The organism is Sphingobacterium sp. Ag1, from assembly GCF_000988325.1.
Lineage (GTDB): Bacteria > Bacteroidota > Bacteroidia > Sphingobacteriales > Sphingobacteriaceae > Sphingobacterium.
This window is the reverse complement of record NZ_LBGU01000040.1, coordinates 1-18,245: the sequence shown is the minus strand read 5'-3', so window position 1 is coordinate 18,245 and position 18,245 is coordinate 1. Positions and strand designations below refer to the sequence as shown.

At 38.3% G+C, this 18,245-nt stretch carries 20 protein-coding genes; 15 read left to right on the top strand and 5 right to left on the bottom strand.

Features of this window, described 5'->3' with window-relative positions; all coding sequences use genetic code 11:
• Nucleotides 1–79 precede the first annotated feature (79 nt).
• Complete coding sequence (locus tag AAW12_RS13730) at nucleotides 80–1,609, bottom strand: DUF6600 domain-containing protein (RefSeq protein ID WP_053003684.1); 1,530 nt, start codon at nucleotides 1,607–1,609, stop codon at nucleotides 80–82.
• 254 nt (nucleotides 1,610–1,863) lie between these two features.
• Here AAW12_RS13730 and AAW12_RS13725 point away from each other — a divergent pair, with 254 nt between their 5' ends.
• The 6 genes from AAW12_RS13725 (at nucleotide 1,864) to AAW12_RS13700 (ending at nucleotide 6,004) form a co-directional block, all read left to right on the top strand.
• On the top strand, nucleotides 1,864–2,622 hold the full coding sequence (locus tag AAW12_RS13725) for an MlaE family ABC transporter permease (protein ID WP_046674222.1): 759 nt from the start codon (nucleotides 1,864–1,866) through the stop codon (nucleotides 2,620–2,622).
• A 6-nt stretch (nucleotides 2,623–2,628) separates the two neighbouring features.
• Nucleotides 2,629–3,402 (top strand): ABC transporter ATP-binding protein, encoded by a 774-nt coding sequence (locus AAW12_RS13720; protein WP_046674221.1) that lies wholly within the window; start codon nucleotides 2,629–2,631, stop codon nucleotides 3,400–3,402.
• A gap of 5 nt (nucleotides 3,403–3,407) precedes the next feature.
• Nucleotides 3,408–4,412 carry an MlaD family protein gene (locus tag AAW12_RS13715; protein ID WP_046674220.1) on the top strand — a complete coding sequence of 335 codons (1,005 nt, stop codon included), beginning with the start codon at nucleotides 3,408–3,410 and terminating at the stop codon, nucleotides 4,410–4,412.
• A gap of 139 nt (nucleotides 4,413–4,551) precedes the next feature.
• Nucleotides 4,552–5,253 (top strand): RluA family pseudouridine synthase, encoded by a 702-nt coding sequence (locus tag AAW12_RS13710; RefSeq protein WP_046674219.1) that lies wholly within the window; start codon nucleotides 4,552–4,554, stop codon nucleotides 5,251–5,253.
• Between the two features lie 27 nt (nucleotides 5,254–5,280).
• Entirely contained in the window at nucleotides 5,281–5,544 is a 264-nt protein-coding gene (locus AAW12_RS13705) for a hypothetical protein (RefSeq protein ID WP_046674218.1), read from the top strand.
• Between the two features lie 109 nt (nucleotides 5,545–5,653).
• Nucleotides 5,654–6,004: a DUF983 domain-containing protein gene (locus AAW12_RS13700; RefSeq protein ID WP_231585269.1), complete on the top strand. Its 351-nt coding sequence runs from the start codon at nucleotides 5,654–5,656 to the stop codon at nucleotides 6,002–6,004.
• 20 nt (nucleotides 6,005–6,024) lie between these two features.
• Here the strand turns inward: AAW12_RS13700 and AAW12_RS13695 are convergent, their stop codons facing one another.
• Entirely contained in the window at nucleotides 6,025–6,315 is a 291-nt protein-coding gene (locus AAW12_RS13695; RefSeq protein ID WP_046674217.1) for a DUF4286 family protein, read from the bottom strand.
• A gap of 177 nt (nucleotides 6,316–6,492) precedes the next feature.
• Here AAW12_RS13695 and AAW12_RS13690 point away from each other — a divergent pair, with 177 nt between their 5' ends.
• The 9 genes from AAW12_RS13690 (at nucleotide 6,493) to AAW12_RS13650 (ending at nucleotide 15,426) form a co-directional block, all read left to right on the top strand.
• Entirely contained in the window at nucleotides 6,493–8,373 is a 1,881-nt protein-coding gene (locus tag AAW12_RS13690; protein ID WP_046674216.1) for an alpha/beta hydrolase family protein, read from the top strand.
• A 12-nt stretch (nucleotides 8,374–8,385) separates the two neighbouring features.
• Nucleotides 8,386–10,044, top strand: a complete 1,659-nt coding sequence (locus tag AAW12_RS13685) for a sensor histidine kinase (RefSeq protein WP_046674215.1) — start codon at nucleotides 8,386–8,388, stop codon at nucleotides 10,042–10,044.
• A 14-nt stretch (nucleotides 10,045–10,058) separates the two neighbouring features.
• Nucleotides 10,059–10,757 (top strand): response regulator transcription factor, encoded by a 699-nt coding sequence (locus AAW12_RS13680; protein ID WP_046674214.1) that lies wholly within the window; start codon nucleotides 10,059–10,061, stop codon nucleotides 10,755–10,757.
• A 143-nt stretch (nucleotides 10,758–10,900) separates the two neighbouring features.
• The gene (gene greA / locus AAW12_RS13675; RefSeq protein ID WP_046674213.1) at nucleotides 10,901–11,374 is read left to right on the top strand and encodes a transcription elongation factor GreA; all 474 of its coding nucleotides are present in this window, start codon (nucleotides 10,901–10,903) and stop codon (nucleotides 11,372–11,374) included.
• A gap of 237 nt (nucleotides 11,375–11,611) precedes the next feature.
• Nucleotides 11,612–12,028, top strand: coding sequence for an HIT family protein (locus AAW12_RS13670; RefSeq protein ID WP_046674212.1), 417 nt, complete (start codon nucleotides 11,612–11,614; stop codon nucleotides 12,026–12,028).
• A 143-nt stretch (nucleotides 12,029–12,171) separates the two neighbouring features.
• Nucleotides 12,172–12,822 carry a DedA family protein gene (locus AAW12_RS13665; protein ID WP_046674211.1) on the top strand — a complete coding sequence of 217 codons (651 nt, stop codon included), beginning with the start codon at nucleotides 12,172–12,174 and terminating at the stop codon, nucleotides 12,820–12,822.
• Between the two features lie 8 nt (nucleotides 12,823–12,830).
• Entirely contained in the window at nucleotides 12,831–13,373 is a 543-nt protein-coding gene (locus tag AAW12_RS13660) for an inorganic diphosphatase (protein ID WP_046674210.1), read from the top strand.
• Nucleotides 13,374–13,381: 8 nt separating this feature from the next.
• Nucleotides 13,382–14,695, top strand: coding sequence for a hemolysin family protein (locus AAW12_RS13655; protein WP_046674209.1), 1,314 nt, complete (start codon nucleotides 13,382–13,384; stop codon nucleotides 14,693–14,695).
• 17 nt (nucleotides 14,696–14,712) lie between these two features.
• The gene (locus AAW12_RS13650; protein WP_046674208.1) at nucleotides 14,713–15,426 is read left to right on the top strand and encodes a 16S rRNA (uracil(1498)-N(3))-methyltransferase; all 714 of its coding nucleotides are present in this window, start codon (nucleotides 14,713–14,715) and stop codon (nucleotides 15,424–15,426) included.
• Between the two features lie 83 nt (nucleotides 15,427–15,509).
• Here the strand turns inward: AAW12_RS13650 and AAW12_RS13645 are convergent, their stop codons facing one another.
• The 3 genes from AAW12_RS13645 to AAW12_RS13635 form a co-directional block, all read right to left on the bottom strand.
• Complete coding sequence (locus AAW12_RS13645) at nucleotides 15,510–15,986, bottom strand: hypothetical protein (protein WP_046674207.1); 477 nt, start codon at nucleotides 15,984–15,986, stop codon at nucleotides 15,510–15,512.
• Between the two features lie 120 nt (nucleotides 15,987–16,106).
• Nucleotides 16,107–17,501 carry an ABC transporter permease gene (locus tag AAW12_RS13640; protein ID WP_046674206.1) on the bottom strand — a complete coding sequence of 465 codons (1,395 nt, stop codon included), beginning with the start codon at nucleotides 17,499–17,501 and terminating at the stop codon, nucleotides 16,107–16,109.
• Between the two features lie 46 nt (nucleotides 17,502–17,547).
• Complete coding sequence (locus AAW12_RS13635; protein ID WP_046674205.1) at nucleotides 17,548–18,189, bottom strand: ABC transporter ATP-binding protein; 642 nt, start codon at nucleotides 18,187–18,189, stop codon at nucleotides 17,548–17,550.
• Nucleotides 18,190–18,245: the final 56 nt, after the last annotated feature.

The window sequence follows — 18,245 nt, the reverse complement described above, 5'->3', positions numbered from 1 at the left end:
AAAAGACATGCATATAAAAGGCGGGTAAAATTTTTCATTTTACCCGCCAGATGTGAATTATTATTTTATTCGCCTGTCGTTATCTTGTTCTAGATCTTTCTGATCCTTGTGAAGAACGTCCAGAGCTGCGTTCGCCTGAGCTTTCTGAAGACCTTGATCGAGATACAGACGATGAATTGTCTGTATTTGATCTACTTCTTGTATTTTCGTAGCTCCGATTTTGAGTTGGTTGTGCTACAGGTTGCGACACGGGTTGGCTCGAACGTGTCCTGGTGCCATCATAATTTCCATTTCGTTGCGGCGTTGTCGTAGGTTGCGCAACTCTTGGCGGTACAGCCTGATCGGAACCGTTTGCACTAGACCGCGAGCGTGAATTATAGTCTGTGTTTCTATTGTAGTCTGTACTTCTGCCGTTGGCTACACCATTATTGTCAACGGAGCGATTTTGCCTGTCCCTAGTGGTAGATGTAGGGTTGTTATTGTTTGAAGCATCCGACTGGCGACTTGATCGCGTTCTAAAATCATAGTTATTCGAATTAGGTTGTGTACCATTCGTATTTCTATTTATAGTACCATTGTCTCCGGTTCGAGTATTATTAATTGAACTACGGCTTGAGCCACCGCTGTTGGCATCATTACGAGACCTTACAGAAGCATTTCCACTATTGTCAATATATAACTCACGATTTCCTGATCTCGAGTCGATGTTATCTCTGTTGGTTATGACACGATTGGTTCGATCTGAAATCTCACTATTGTTATTTCGTGTTCGGGTAGAAGCATCCACGACATTAGTCGGGCGGGCAGAGGATCTTGTATTACGGTCTACATTCGGACGGTACATACTGATTTCATTGCTGCGGTTGCTGCTACTGCGTGCAGACCCAGGTCTATCGGCGTTTGCGATTCTATTGACTGTTACGCTTCTTCCTGTCGAACGTTCAATATCGGATCTTCGCGGACCGCCAACATAATAGTTGTTGTTAATTATCGTGGTATTATTGATGATGGTGGTTCTGTTGTAGATATTATTGTAATTTCTTCGATTAACATAATATCTATCCATGTCCCGCCGCATAAAGTGATTGACTCCCACAAATGTCCAAAAGTTCATTGGAATATTAACGGATACATTAATATTCATGCCTGGCCCCAGAGGAGCCCAACCGTAGTAGTCATTACTTTGGCGCCAATTTACCCATGCTGGTCCCCATTCATAGTCAGGGACCCATCCCCAGCCATAACGGTCATTGTAGTTCCAGCGACCATAGTGGAAGGGAGCCCAGCCCCAGTCATAGTTGGATACCCAAGTATTACCATAATCAGTCATTGTCCAATAACCATTGGTTGCATAAGGCTGGAAGTTCGGGCCAACGTCCGGAATCCAAACATAACCATAATTGGGGTCATTAACCCACTCTCCATAAGGTGAGAGCTGATCATAGAATAGCTGGAACGAAACTCCATCATTGTTATAATTGTTATAACCATTATTGTTATAACCATTATTATATCCACCCCGTTGGGCCATTGAAGTAGCACAACTTGAAAAAGAAGCGATACCGATAAAACCAAGTACCCAATATTTTATGTTGCCTAAATTTTTCATTTCTGTAATATTTAAAAGTGTGACAAACTCTATGCTATTGTCTTTGTTATTATGACAGCATAACGTATAAAATGGTTTAATCGGTACATTAGAAATCTGATTTTTTATATATAAAAGTCAAATTGATGATCTTTTTACATAAACGACAATTTTAGATACATATTTTTATTTACCTTTACCGCTCGAATTGCTACGTGTTTGTTCAGCATAAGACGTGTTTTAAAACACATTAATTTGAAATAGACATCATTTAAATGGCTAAAAAACTTCAGACTTTTTTTCTAGAATTTGCAAACATTCACCGTTTTTTGCTACGGTTTTGGCGTGAATTGGTAACTCCACCCTATGAATTTAAAGAGATTGTCCGCCAGTGCTATGAAATAGGCTATAAATCGTTGCCTTTGATCAGTTTAACGGGATTTATTGTTGGATTTGTTTTTACAAAACAGTCACGTCCTTCTTTGGAGGAATTTGGAGCGACTTCGATGTTGCCTTCGCTTATTTCGATCGCTATTGTTCGTGCATTAGCACCATTGGTGACGGCTTTAATAGCTTCGGGTAAAGTGGGCTCGCAAATTGGGGCAGAACTAAGTTCGATGAATGTCACGGAGCAAATTGATGCGATGGAAGTTTCGGGGACTAATCCATATAAGTTTCTTATTGTAAGTAGAATATTAGCTACAACTATTGGAATTCCAGTACTGTGTTTTTATGTGGCAGGTATAGGCCTTTTAGGTGGTTACCTAAGTATGATGAGTAAAGATGACTTAAGCTTTTTGAGTTTTTTTACGCAAGTATTTGAAACGATAGCATTTAAGGATTTAGGCGCTATGGTTTTGCGGGCAGTTATATTTGGTTTTACCATTGGAGCTGTAAGTTGTTATTGCGGTTATTTTTCTTCAAAGGGAACTGAAGGTGTTGGTAAGGCAGCGAACGCGGCCGTTGTAGCTTCGATGTTCCTTGTCTTTATTGAGGAAATAATTATTGTTCAAGTTTTATCGTTCTTTGGATAGTGAGCTATGGAAAAGATTAAATCAACCATCGACCATTCGAAGCCGGTCATTGAAATTAGGGATGTTAGTAAATCTTTCGGTGATAATCACGTTCTACGTGGTGTAAATCTGGATTTATATAAAGAAGAAAACCTCGTTGTGCTTGGGCGTTCTGGGACAGGAAAATCAGTGTTGATCAAATTAATTTCGGGCTTATTAAGACCGGATGAAGGGACCATCAATGTTTTGGGAGAGTCAGTTCTTGAGTTAAATGATCGCGAACTGCGTGAGTTACGCTTGAAAATAGGGTTTTCTTTTCAGAATAGTGCGCTCTACGACAGCATGACTGTGCGCGAAAATCTGGAATTTCCATTGGTTCGAAATAAACGTAATCTAACACGTTCGGAGATCAATCAGGCCGTGGAAGAGGTGTTGGATGGTGTAGGACTTTCGCAAGCTATTAATCAGATGCCTTCAGAGTTGTCGGGTGGACAGCGGAAGCGAATTGGTATTGCGCGTACCCTGATTCTTAGACCTGAAATCATGATGTACGATGAGCCAACAGCAGGGCTCGATCCGATCACTTGTTTGGAGATTAATGGATTGATTAACGAGGTTCAGGAGAGGTATAAAACAGCATCAATTATTATCACGCACGATTTGGCTTGTGCGAAAGAAGTGGGAGACCGGATTGTGATGTTGTTGGATGGCAAGTTTGAAAGACAGGGGTCTTTTGAAGAAATTTTTGATACAGATGACGCACGAGTAAGAGCGTTTTATAATTATAATTTTATTCTATAATATACATGAGTAAGGCAGAAAATAAAAGAGCAATCATTGTCGGTATTTTTGTTTTTTTAGGCGTATTGATTCTTTTAGCGGGTATTTTTATTTTGGGTAGCCAGCAAAAGAAATTTACTAGAAATATCGAAATTACGACTTCATTTCCCGATGTCGCCGGATTAAAGGTAGGGAGTAATGTGTGGTTTTCTGGGGTTAAGGTAGGGATCATTAAGAATATACATTTTAAAAGCGTGCAGGATGTTGAGGTGGTATTGACCATTGAGGAGAAATCTGCTGAATATATTCGTAAAGATGCCGTAACAAAATTGGGTTCGGATGGTTTGATCGGTAATAAGATCGTAGTGATTTCTGGGGGGTCGCAGAATGCGCCAACAGTTGAGACAGGCGATTTCTTGCGTTCGGCGAAGACTGCAGACATGGAAGCGATGATGGAAACATTGCAGGTAAATAATGAAAACTTAGCAAAGATTACCACTGACTTTGTAGAAATATCACGTGGATTGGCGGATGGAAAAGGAATGGTTGGCGCGATGTTGACCGATACGTCCATGGTAAATACACTGCGTGCGACTTTATTATCGATCAGTGCTGCAATGAATAATGCAAACAAAGCTTCTGCTAATTTGGTCACCTTGACGAACTCTTTAAATAGCAATAAGGGCTTGATTCATGATTTAACGACCGATACCGCTATATTCTCTAATCTGCGTCAGTCTGCAGCGCAGTTGCAAGGAGTTTCCCAGACAGCAAATGCATTGATAAACAATTTGAATAATGCATCTGGCCGGTTGAATGATAAAGATAATGCGGTGGGCGTTTTGTTGAATGATCCAGCATCAGCAAATCAGATTAAATCGGCAATCAATAACCTGAATTCGAGTACCGCGAAATTGGATGAAAATATGGAAGCGTTGCAACATAATTTCTTATTACGTGGTTTCTTTAAAAAGAAGATGAAAGAGGATGCTAAAAAAGCTGAGTTGCTTAAAGCGGACACGACGAAATAAGTGGATTAAAAAGAACATAATGAAAGGCTGTACGCTTGCGTAGAGCCTTTTTTAATAAATAATAGCGTCAATATGGGCTCCAATTCAACAGACATTTAGCTCTGTATAGCATTTGGATACCCCCTTTTAATTTGAAAAAATGAATCATACTGAAATTACAGATAAAGACGTCATCTACGAAGACAATCATCTCATCGCTATAAATAAGAAAGCCGGGGATATTGTGCAGGTGGATGAAACAGGAGACCTATCTTTAGAGGATATGGTGAAAGTATATTTGAAAAAGAAATATGATAAGCCAAATGATGCCTTTGTTGGTGTTATTCATCGATTAGATAGACCTGTTAGTGGTATGATTTTGTTCGCCAAAACAAGCAAGGCGCTAGAGCGAATGAATAAATTTTTTCAGGATAGACATGTGAAAAAGACCTATTTGGCAATAGTCAGACAACGTCCGCGAAAAACGGAAGGGAAACTGATCAATTGGTTGGTTAGAAATAGACAAACGCGCGTAACAAAGGCTTTTCCACGGGAGGTGAAAGGTGGAAGTTATGCTGAGTTGGATTATATGGTGGTGGGTGAGTTGAATGGATTCTATTTGCTGCGAATAGAACCTTTAACAGGTCGTACACATCAAATTCGTGCGCAACTTGCAGCGATGGGCTGTCCTATTGTTGGCGATAATAAGTATGGATACCCAAGAGGTAGTTCTTTGGGCAGTATCTGTTTACATTCGCGTTCATTGGCCTTTACACATCCAATTAAAAAGGAGAAGATGGAATTGATTGCTTCATTGCCGAAAGACGGCTTTTGGGATAAATTTGAATCTTTGGCACGCTAATCGTTAAAATTTCAGTACCTTTGTGTTATGAAATGGTTTAAATATTTACTCCTAATATTTACCTTAAGCTGCTCGGCTGTATCTGTTTCTTACGGACAGTGTGCGATGTGTACATTGAACGCGGAGAATTCTACGAAGGAAGGGAATATGCAAGGAAGAGGTCTGAATGACGGTATCTTGTTTCTGTTGGTAATACCTTATCTTGCCGCAGCAGGCCTTGGTTATTTATGGTATAAGAAGTACCGTAAGAAGAGCCCTGTAACAAAGAAATTTATAAACGAAATAAAATAGATTCTTAATGCCCACATCCAAATTCCATGCAATGATACACTCCAAATGCCCGAAGTGTCATATTGGTAATGTATTTGTAGGAAAGGTCTACAGTTTACACAAGCAGCATATGAATGATACTTGCCCATATTGTGGCGTCAAGTACGAGGTTGAGCCAGGTTACTTCTACGCCGCGATGTATGTGAGTTATGCTTTGTCAGTCGCTGAGATTGTTACTGTGTCAGTTGCTATCGCAATTTTGACAGGAAGTGAATCGCCCTGGTCTTATCTGATTGGTCTAGCTGTAACCATTTTGGTCTTCGCACCTTTTAATTTTAGGTATGCCCGTTTGATTTTACTTCATTTTTTAACGCCAAAAATCAGTTATGATCCGCGTTATGAATTGGCAGCAGAGATAGGTGAAAAGTATAATAGGAACCTTACCGAAGATAGTAACGGTATTAATGAAGTGAAAAAATAAAAGAGCTCTTTAGAGCTCTTTTATTTTTTTAGATACTTCATGGTACTGTCGAAAAGGAAAACCTTGTCTTTATATACTTCTGAAATGAGTTGTTGTAATGGAATGAGATGCACTTGTTGAAAATCTGCTACAAGCTCTTCTGTAGGAAGTATGACTTGGATGCAATAGGTCATACCTTCATGCGGCGACTGGAGCATTTCAAGAAAATGCACTTGAAATTTTTGGGATTGCACGATATTATCCTGAATCCATGAAACGATTTCTTGATGGATCGTTTCTTCTGCAATAACGGAGACATTGTATAAAAACATACACAAAAATACGCTATTTTTCTGCGATAAAAAAGAATCTCAGGGCCAGAAGGGAGATAAGTTTGAATATTACATTTAATTACTATATCTTGTAAAAATAAGGTTGCATTTCATGCAATTTCGTATTTAATTGCAATATTTGGAATAAATGATAAGGATGTAACTGGGATTATGAGGATGAAATTTTGGATAGGTTTGTTTTTTTCTGCCATGATCATGTTGGGGTGTCAACGACATAGCGTTGATCTTATTCCAATAAATCAATTTTTTTCTACACCTGAAAAATCAAATTTTAAGATTTCTCCAAATGGTCGATTTATAGCTTACATTGGCCTGGACAACCATTGCAAAAATATCTATTTGATAGATTTGATCCATCAGGATAGTTCCAAACAACTTACGTATCAAAATGATATTAATGTAAAATCCTTCGCTTGGAACAATAATTCAAAAATATCTTTTTTGACAGAGCAATCCACACAGGACAGTTTACGTTTATATGCTGTGGATATCAATACAGAGAAGATCTGGCCATTAATTAAACCGGTTCGGGGACGATTTCGCTGGGTTCATGCCCTAGTGACAGGAAGCGATAGTTTTATTGCGGGAATCAACGATCGAGACTCTTCTTTTTTTGACCTTTATCGTATCTATTTAGATGGAAGGCCACGGGAATTGGTTTTACAGAATCCCGGAAATATGAGCTCCTGGGTGGTGTCCAATGATGGGCAGGTAAGATTAGCGGTAGCCAATGATTCCGTACAGCAGTCTGTGCTCTATCGAAGTTCCGAGACAGAACCATTTAAAGAGATTATACGCTGTGATGTAGAAAGTAGTTTTACACCTTTGGGTTATAAAGATAGTTCTAATGCGATCATTTATGCCTTATCCAATATAGACCGGGATAAACTGGCATTGGTTAGCTATGATTTGGAAAACCAGAAGGAATTAGGGGAACTTTATAGCCATAAAGATGTTGACGTGAGTCCAGGAGGATATTTTACGGAACAAAACAAGCTACTGTTTGTAAATTACAGTACGTCCCGACAAAATAGGTACTTTTTTGACGAAGCCACCAAAAAGAAATATGATCAGTTGTCCAGACAGATCGATGGTTTTGAATTTCAGGTGCTAAATACCGACATTTCTGGCGATAAGGTAATTATCAAAACGTATACGGATGTAAATCCCGGAGGTATTTATTTTTATGACTTTTCGACGCAAAAATTAACGAAGCTAACAGATAATAATTCCGATCTAAAAGACAAAGAGCTCTCACCTAACGAGTATATTACCTATACGGCGAGAGATGGAGTTCAGATTTCGGGTTATTTGACTTATCCTATACATTCCAATCGCAAAGATCTACCCATGGTGGTATTGCCTCATGACGGGCCCAATGGGCGGGAAGTATGGGGGTTTGACAATGAAGCTCAATTTTTAGCCAATCGGGGGTATTTGGTCTTTCAGATGAACTATAGAGGATCAACAGGTTTCGGCAAGAAATTCTGGACGGCGGGATTTAAAGAATGGGGAGGAAAGATTCAGGATGATATTACCGATGGCGTGAAATGGTTGATCAAAGAGGGGATTGCTGATCGGGAGCGTGTTGCCATTGTAGGGAAAGGTTTTGGTGGCTATTCGGCGCTACATGCAGCCTGTTTTAACTCTGATCTATATAAATGTGCCGTGTCTTATTCAGGTTATACCAATTTATTCACTTACTTTAGAGATATTCCACCATACTTTAAATCTTATGTGCAGAAGATGTATCAAATCGTTGGAAATCCGATTCGGGAGGCAGAACTATTCAAAAATATTTCACCTGTATTTCATTCGGATAAAGTAAAGATACCGGTATTATTGGTCCAAGGGGGGAAAGATCGCTTTAGTTCGGTTACGGATGCAAATCAATTTGTGCAGAAATTAAAGAATAACAATGTTCCTGTGCAATACATCCTGAAAGAGGATGAAGATCGAACTTTTAAACGGGATGAGAATGTCTTTGGTTACTATAATGAGCTGGAGCGATTTTTAGCGAAATATCTTGTTGACTAAAGGCGGGAGATTATGAAAGCAGAGAAATATAGCTATCGAAAAAACTACGGCCTATTATTGATGTTTTTCATCGTGATAAGCGGGTTGTATATATTTGCGCTTTTTCTATCCCGCAATTATACAGAATCGCATATTAAAAATGAATTCACGAATCGGAAATCAGAAATATTTGATCAGACTTTAATCCCTTTCAATGATTTTTTTCAGAATAGAATTCCTGAAGTTTCTTTCTATCAGGGCTTTTTGGATTCAGTTCAGGCTGGGAAATATGCGTATAGTATATTAAGCTCGTACCCATTTGTTCGAGAAATTGGTTTTTTTGATTTGCAATTTAATAATGATCACAATCTGAACTATGGTTTTATTGTTAATAATCTTAGAATTCAGCCGAAAACCATAACCTTTTTTACCGTTTCCCGCTCCGGGCTGAATAAGAATACGATTCGAGACCGTGGGCAGATGGGCTTGCATTCTGAGGAAATTAATAATATAGGTGTCAAGTTGGCAACTTATATTGATAAATTGCAACCGAATGCCAAGCTTTCTGATAAGGATATTCTGAAGGTTTTTTATACCATAAGACCCGGACAGATTACCTATCTGAATATCCCAAGGGTTAATGACTTAATTGTCTATAAGTCCATTATGGAAGGTAATTTGGATCATACTGTGGGCTATGAACAGGACATGTTTAATTTTCAGATCGATCCAATGTATCTGGAAGTAAAAAATAGCTATTCAAATCTTTATGAGAAAGTTGAAATAGTTCCGTTGGTTGGCGCTCCGATCACGCCGGAAAATGACGAGATTTCAACGGAGATGCCTTTACCTGGAGCCTTAGCTGACTATAAACTCCTTTTTAGATCGAGTAAAAGTTTTCTGTCAAAAGAGATAAACCGCAGTTTTTGGCCCGTATTGGGCGGTATATCCCTGATTTATATTATTTTAATTGCAATCTTATATTTAATTTATAGAAATTTAGAAATTAACGGAAGACTTTTTAAATTGCAGTACGATTTCATCAATAATCTTACGCATGAGTTTAAGACGCCTGTGAGCGTTATTAAGATTGCTGGAAATAATATTAAGAGTGCTCAGGTGCTCTCTGATGAAGAGCGGAAAATGTATGGAAATATATTAGATCAGGAGGCAGACCGATTAAATAACCTGATGAATAAGCTATTGTCGTTTAGTCAGATCGAAAATAAAACCATAAAATTAAATAAAGAAGAAGTTGATTTGGAGGAGTTTACCGAAAATCTAGTAGCTTCATCAAGAATAAAATATTCGGATTTCAAGATTAGCACAAAAATTGATGTAAGGACATCGATGCTTGCGGATCCGGTGCTATTGAGCAGTGTGTTTCAAAATATGATCGATAATGCCTATAAATATTCGAAAGCGGGGCATAAAATCTTGGATATTGCGATACAACAAAACAAGAAGAATTTTGTTATCACTTTTAAAGATGAAGGAATAGGTATTGAGAAGGCTGAGTTTAACAATATCTTCAAAAAGTTTTATAGAATAAAAAGTCAATATAATCAGCAAGGAAGTATCGGTTTGGGGTTGGCTTTCTGTAAGGAGATTACTGAATTTATAGGCGGTGATATTACAGTAAAAAGCCAATTGGGACAAGGGACCACCTTTACCTTGGTATTTCCGGTTTAAAAATAAATTTAAATATGAATAAAGACATCACAGTTGCTGTTATTGAAGATGATGAGAACTTACGTTTCTTGGTAAAACATCGATTGGAATCTGAAGGCTATCAGGTCATTCAAAGTGGAAATGGGAATGAAGCGGAGAGTTTGATTTTGGAGAAGAGACCAGATGTGGTTTTGTTGGATTGGATGCTTCCAGGAAAAGAGGGCAACGAGATCTGTGAAGATGTCCGTAAAGCCGGCTTTGAGAATATCATTATCATGATGACAGCTAAATCTCAGGATGTGGACAAAATTGAAGCCTATAGCTTTGGTGTGACTGATTACATTAGCAAGCCCTTCAATATGGATGTGCTTATTGCTATGATTGATAATAAGGTGAAATTTTTCTTACCTAAAAACAGTCCCGAAGTATATAAATTTGGTCAGACGGAGCATCACCCTAACATCCATTCCTTGATACGTGACGGAAGGAAAGTGGAGTTGACCATCTTGGAGAACCGTATTTTACTTCATTTTCTGCAAAACTTAGGTCGGGAAATTACGCGTGAAGAGTTAATGGAAGTTGTCTGGGGATATAGTTCAAACGTCAACACACGTACCTTGGATATGCATGTGGTTCGTTTAAGAAAAAAGATCGAAACCAATCCAGATAAGCCACATTATCTACAGACCGTACGGGGGCTGGGATATAAATTTGTTGATGAGGAAGAGATTTGATTATATTTAACAGGTAAGAATTTGTTTTGTTGAAAACAATTATTATCTTCGTATAGATTCGAAGCAAGACCATGTTTCCCGACGAGGGTAATATGGTCTTGTTTCTTTTTTAAAATGTAGAAAATAAGAAAAAAGATAAAATTATGGCAGAAGTAACTTATTTTACGGAAGAAGGATTGCGTAAGCTTAAAGAGGAATTGGCTTATCTGAAGACGGAAGGAAGATCTAAAATTGCCAATGCTATTGCAGAGGCAAGAGACAAGGGGGATTTGTCAGAAAATGCAGAATATGATGCTGCTAAAGAGGCTCAGGGGCTTCATGAGGCTAAAATTGCCAATTTGGAGAATACCTTGGCTACAGCTCGTTTAATTGATGAGTCCAAATTGGATACATCCAAAGTTTTGGCTTTATCTATTGTTAAGATTAAGAACAAGAAGAATGGTGCTGAAATGACTTATCAATTGGTTGCGGAGTCAGAAGCGGATTTGAAGTCTGGTAAGATTTCTGTTAAGTCTCCTATCGCTCAAGGTTTGTTGGGTAAATCAAAAGGTGATACAGCTGTTATTGAAGTGCCAGCAGGTAAAATTGAATTCGAAATCGTAGAGATTTCAAGATAATATATGTCGGTTATGTGCGGTATGCCATAACCGTACATCCACAAATTAACTTTATATTAAGAAGGTCGTGATGTAGTAATCGCGACCTTTTTTGTTTATATTTGTTGGCAGTAGAAGAACAGGGTGTGATAAATCTGCAGTTAAATGTTTAATTGCTAACATACCAAAGGCTTTGCATTTTAAAGTCTGTTGTTTGCTAATTATTGTTTAAAAGATTTATTCCAAGATTAGAATAATATGTCGACAATTTTTTCAAAAATCGTTGCTGGGGAGATTCCAGCTTACAAAGTTGCAGAAAGTAATGATTTTCTGGCTTTTTTGGATATCAGCCCATTAGCGAAGGGGCACGTTTTGGTGATCCCTAAGAAAGAAACAGATTACATTTTTGATATAGCGGATGATGAATATATGGCACTTTGGGTCTTTGCCAAGATTGTTGCTCAAGGTATTAAAAAGGTAATTCCTTGTGTAAAGGTCGGTGTAGCAGTAGTTGGCTTGGAGGTGGCTCATGCACATATACATCTGGTACCAATTAATAAAATTAGCGATTTAAATTTTGCTGGACCTAAGCTGAGCTTGTCTAATGACGAACTTCACGAAATTGCGACCACTATTCGTGAGTCTATCGTCGGTATAACTGCTCAAAATCAATAATTAGAAAAGATTATATTACACTTGATTTACGTTCGTTTTTTAGAAGAATGCTATATTTGTACTTTGTTGTTTCAAATTTGTACAAGGATAAGCGTAGGATTTGTTCTAAAAAAGGAACGCAATATTGATTTTTACTAAAGGTTATGCATGAACTTTTGTTGTCATTTCAACAATTATTAAATCCCGAGGAGTTATTGAGCTCTGGTGGATTTTATCTGGTTATCTTAATTGTATTTGCTGAGACGGGTCTATTTTTTGGATTTTTTCTACCTGGTGATTATTTATTATTTCTTGCAGGATTGTTTTGTGCGCTAAATAAAATTGATGTTAACATTTATACGCTTTGTTTGGGCTTGTTTGTTGCGGGAGTTTTAGGGAATTTTACAGGGTATTGGTTTGGTTATCGAGCGGGGCCAATGTTATTTAAGCGAAAAGATAGTTTCATCTTTAAGCGAAAATATGTGGTTATGGCCGAAGAGTTTTACCATAAATATGGTGGAACAGCTTTAATTATAGGGAGATTTGTTCCAATAGTTCGTACTTTTGCACCTATCTTTGCCGGTGTCGTAAAATTAGATTTTAAAAAATTTGTTCTATATAATGTTGCAGGGGCTGCCATTTGGGTACTAGTGTTGACCCTTTCGGGATATTTCCTCGGTATTGAGTTCCCTTGGATTATACATTATGTAGAATATGTTGTCGTTGGAATGATTGTAATTGCCTTTTTGCCAATTGCAATAACGTTGTTAAAAAAGCGTATAAAAGATAAAAGAAACAAACAAAATATACAGTAAATTAAAAAATGAGTAAACAAAACCCTTGGCACATGGTTTCTCCAGGTGAGAACGTTCCACATGCCGTAAATGCTATCATTGAGATTACAAACGGATCCAAAGGAAAGTATGAATTAGACAAAGAAACTGGTTTGTTGCTTTTGGACAGAGTAATGAGTTCATCTGTCGTTTATCCTGCTAACTATGGTTTTATCCCACAGACTTATTGCGACGACAAAGATCCGTTGGATATTTTAGTCATTTGTTCAGTGGATATTTTACCATTGACATTGGTTGAAGCACAGGTTATTGGTGTGATGAATATGGTTGATGGTGGAGAACAAGATGATAAAATTATTGCGGTAGCTAAAAATGATCCCGTTTTTAATTACATTAAAGATATTGATCAGTTACCTCCGCATACGATGAAGGAAATTGTACAATTCTTTGAGAGTTACAAAGCGCTTGAAAAGAAACATGTTATTGTTGAGGGTGTAAAAGGACGTGAAGAAGCACAAAGAATCTTGATCGAGGCTATCGAATTGTACAAAAAAGAATTTGTTAACAAATAACCCCAAGCATGGCGCTCGATATATTTTGGACATTGTTTTTAGTATTGGCGAACGGCTTTTTTGTCGCGGCAGAGTTTGCTATTGTCAAGGTCCGAGTCTCCCAAATTGAAGTTCAGGCAAAAACAGGTAGCAAAGTTGCTACAATAGCCAAAAGTATAACGGAGCATTTGGATGGTTATTTGGCCGCTACACAATTGGGTATTACACTTTCTTCGCTCGCCTTGGGTTGGGTAGGAGAGGCTGTAATGACCCAAATTGTGCAGGGGGTTCTAGGTTTTTTCGGTGTTGAATTGACAGGTACAATCGCGACAAATGCAGGGCATGTGTTGGCTTTTACAATTATTACTGTGTTACACATTGTATTTGGAGAGCTTGCTCCTAAATCAATTGCGATTCAAAAACCCGTTGCGACAACGATGAAAATTGCAGTTCCACTGCAATTTTTCTACTTTATTTTTAGACCATTTATTTGGATTCTAAATGGTTTCGCTAATTTCCTATTGAAGATTTTGGGATTTGAAGTCACTAAAGGTGAATCTGCGCACTCTTCTGAAGAGTTGCAATACCTTTTGGATAAAGGTAAAGAATCTGGTGCTTTGGATATCTCCGAGCACGAGTTGATTAAAAATGTATTTGATTTTAACGAACGTATCGTTAAGAATATTATGGTACCCCGTACCAAAATTGTGGCTGTTGAAGTTACCGCTGATGCCTCAGAGCTAATTGAAACTATGACTGAAGAGGGGTATTCTCGTCTTCCAATTTATGAAGATAACATTGATCAAATCGTTGGTATTGTACATACAAAGGATATTCTTCCCCTCTTAGCCAAGGGAAAGGAAGTTGTCATGAAAAATATCATGCGCAAGCCCTATTTCATTCCTGAAACGAAGAAGATTAATGATTTAATGGCTGAATTTCAGCAAAAGCGTCTACAGTTGGCGATTGTACTGGATGAATTTGGGGGGACAGCAGGTATGGTTACCTTGGAGGACATTGTTGAGGAGCTGGTAGGTGAGATTCAGGACGAATATGATGAGGAAACTCCAGTTGTTGAACGAATTTCTGAAACGGAATATATGGTCGATGCGGGAGCTAGTATTCATGATGTGAATGAGTTTCTCCCTATAGAATTGCCGGAGAGTCAAGATTACGATACGATGTCGGGTTTGGTGAGTGAGATTTTTGATAAAATTCCTGAAGTAGGCGAGCGGAAGGAAGAATATGGCTACGTATTCACTATTATCCGGAAAGCCCAACAGAATATTGAGTTTGTCAAATTGGAATTGGTCGAATCGGCCGATGATGATACAGAAGAATAACATAATAGCGCTAATAAATGCAGTTATTTTTTACACCGGATTTAAATCCTTCGTTAGAAAATTTTATCCTTAGTGAGGAAGAAAGTAAACATGCTATTCGCGTGCTTCGTATGAATACTGGCGATCATTTACATCTCATCGATGGTCGTGGTGGTTTATACGAAGCTCAAATTATTGACCCTCATCCCAAACGTACCGTTCTTACTATTTTAAATGTTAAGGAAGACTTTCAGCAGCCGAGGTATCATCTACATATCGCTGTTGCTCCAACGAAGAATATTGATCGTATAGAATGGTTTTTAGAGAAGGCAACTGAGGTTGGCATTCAGGAAATAACTCCAGTTATCTGTGAGCATTCTGAGCGAAAAGAGGTAAAATTAGATCGTCTGAACAAGGTGGTTGTTGCAGCCATGAAACAATCATTGAAAGCCTATCTTCCCAAACTTAATCCAGCTGTATCGTTTAAACAATTTTTGAGAGATATTCCAACAGAAGGTGTTCAAAAAGCAATTGCACACTGTGTTGATGCTGAAAAAAAGTATTTAAACCAGGTTTTGGAGCCTTCGCAACATTATATTATCCTCATTGGTCCAGAAGGAGATTTCTCTGAGGAGGAAATTGATTTGGCACTACAAATGGGATTTCATCCAATTTCTTTGGGAGAAGCCCGCTTAAGGACCGAAACGGCCGCTTTAGCCGCATGTATGGAAGTTTCGCTGTTGAATAGATAAAATAAGCCGCTGATTTGGTTTAGCAAATTGGCTTTGAGGAATGAGTTTGCAAAACCCATTTGATCGTTCAAATGGGCGTTAGTTTATTTTACTGGTTCCGCGTCTACAATTTGAATCTCGGCATTTCCCTTAAGTGGGTCTTTGGTAAAGATCATTTTCCCTCTTAGTTTAATCGGATCTTCGGAAAATTTTATCGCACTACCTTTTAACGTTACTTCAACCATGGGTGGTATTCCGTTGGATCCACAGAATTGGCATTGCATCACGGGTAACACAGACATCATAAAGTTTTTATGGTTACGACCACTGTGAAGAGGAACCATGTAACCCGGTAATTCAACTATTTTATTTTCCAGGGCTTTAAGTTCTTTGGGATAGAATGGAGTATATACTTTCTTTGCTCCATTGTAAGTTACTTTATAAGCCATCTTATCAATCGCTTCCCATGTTTTGTTCATCATGGGCGTATGGTCCGGAACATCTGGATTACTGCCTATTTGAGCCTGTGCTTGTATGGTACAAAATATTATAAATAAGAATACTGTCAGTGTTTTTTTCATGTGTTATGCTATTGTTTTGTATCAAGAAGCTGTTCGTCTATATTTTACGTTATCCTGCCTAGAGGTCAAACTGCTCTTCTTGTTGCGATCTTTTTTGTAGTGTATTGATCTTAGTTAAACTTATTTACTTGATAGCGTTCCAGAAATACTTGTCCTGTAAGCTTTGATTGCTGGAATGATTGCTGCGAAGATACCGATTATACAAGCAACAAACAAAAATACCAATTCTTTGGGATGGAGTTTAAAGGCCTCAATAAAATCAGCGCTTTGACTCGTCTGGTTACTGATATAGTAAAGTGCCAAATGCGCCATTATAAGCCCAATTAACCCACCAATAATGGTAATTGTAAGTCCTTCAAGGAGCACAATTGCAAAGAGTTTTCCTTTGGAGGCTCCAAGCGTACGCATGATGGCAAGATCGTATTTACGTTGCTTTAATGCATTATATAGGTTAATAAAGACACTTAAACCTGCAATAAACATAATTACATAAGCTAGTATGGATAAGGAATCTATCCCTACACCTAATAAAGAGAATAGACGTGTACTTTCCATCGCAGGGGATGCGGCCTGCATATCGGTTTGTTGATCGATCAATTTTGGTAAAATTCCGATCGCCGCAGGAGATTGATATTTGAGTAGGATGGCGGTTATTTCCAACCCATTTTGCTTGACCATATCAGCGCCAATAGACTTCACAAACATACCTTCTTCCTCCTGTTCATGATGGTCTTCCTGGTCGTGCTGTCCTTTTTCATCCATTTCGACAGGAGAAGATGGATTTTCTGCTATATCTTCGCCGTGGTGGTGGAGGTGCGCGTTGACGGTTTCTTCCCGGTCTTCCTGACGTTCGCGCTGCTCTTTCTCTGCTGCTGTTTCATGATGCTCATGCTGATGTGCAATACCATGTACATCCCAAACACTTTCCAAGTTCGTCAGTATTAAATTGTCGGTAACGTTATTATTGTGTTTTAAAATACCGACAATGGTAAAAGGATGTTCATCATGATGGTGACCATCTTTGCTCAAGCCATGTGAACTATGGATCTGATCGCCAATTTTTAGCTGTTGTTTTTTGGCAACTTGATCACCAATGACTACTTCAAAATTATTTTGCCAAATACGCCCCTCGGCTACAGCGGTTTCGTAAATAGCTAAGAATGATGAGTCTGTTCCAACAATGCGGTGACCTTTAAAATTGTCGCCTAAAGATAAGGGGACTGCAAGCCGAACAAGTGGATTTTGGCGTAGTGGCTCCAGTTCGTCTAGTGGGATATTACCGGTTGGATTGTCGATATGATAAACACTAGATAAGATTAACTGAAGTGGACTTCCCTTGGCCCCGACAACTAAATCTATATTTTTACTGTTATTGTCAAGTTGCTTTTCAAAAGTTTCTCCGGTAATTGAAAGCACGGCAAGGATGGAAATTCCAAAGGCCGTTAACAGCATGCTGAGAAAGACGGAGCCAAACTGCCTACTTAAATTTTTCCAAACCAATTGTATTGTGTTCATAACAAATTTTAAAAACTAAAGGTGACGCGTAAATAAAGTAAAACAATTATTTTAAAAGGTACATTTTGGAGAACTGATCTTTTATTCTCTTGTCGTGTGTTGTTATCAGTAAAGTTGATCCCGCAGTGTCAGCTATCGATAGGAGAAGTTCTAATACCCTGTAGGTATTATTGTCGTCCAAAGCGGCGGTAGGTTCGTCAGCGATTAACAGGGCTGGCTTATTGATAATACTACGTGCGATAGCGGCCCGTTGTAACTGGCCGCGGCTCAATTCGTTCGGATAGGCATTACTTTTTTGATCTAATTGTAGTTGCGTTAGTATGAAATGTATTGCACTAGGATCTATTGTTTTTCCTGCTAAAGACTGCGCCAACTTGATGTTTTCCAAAAGCGTTAGATTTCTCAGCAGGTGTGCTTCTTGGAATATAAACCCGATATATTGGGCACGAAACTGATCCAATTTGCTGTTTGATAACAATGCTAAATCTTGGCTATTTATATTGACCTGACCAGTTTCTGGTCGTGACAATCCGCCTAATATATTCAGCAGTGTTGTTTTTCCGGAACCTGAATCCCCCAATAACAGCGTATGCTGACCTTTCTCGATATGGATATCTGGAAATTCAATTGGCCTTGAATTGGGATACTGAAATGATAACTGTGTTGTCGATACGATTGGAGTGCTCATGCGGATCAGAAATTGAAAATATATTCAAACTTAGATAAATTGCTTTTTATATGCAA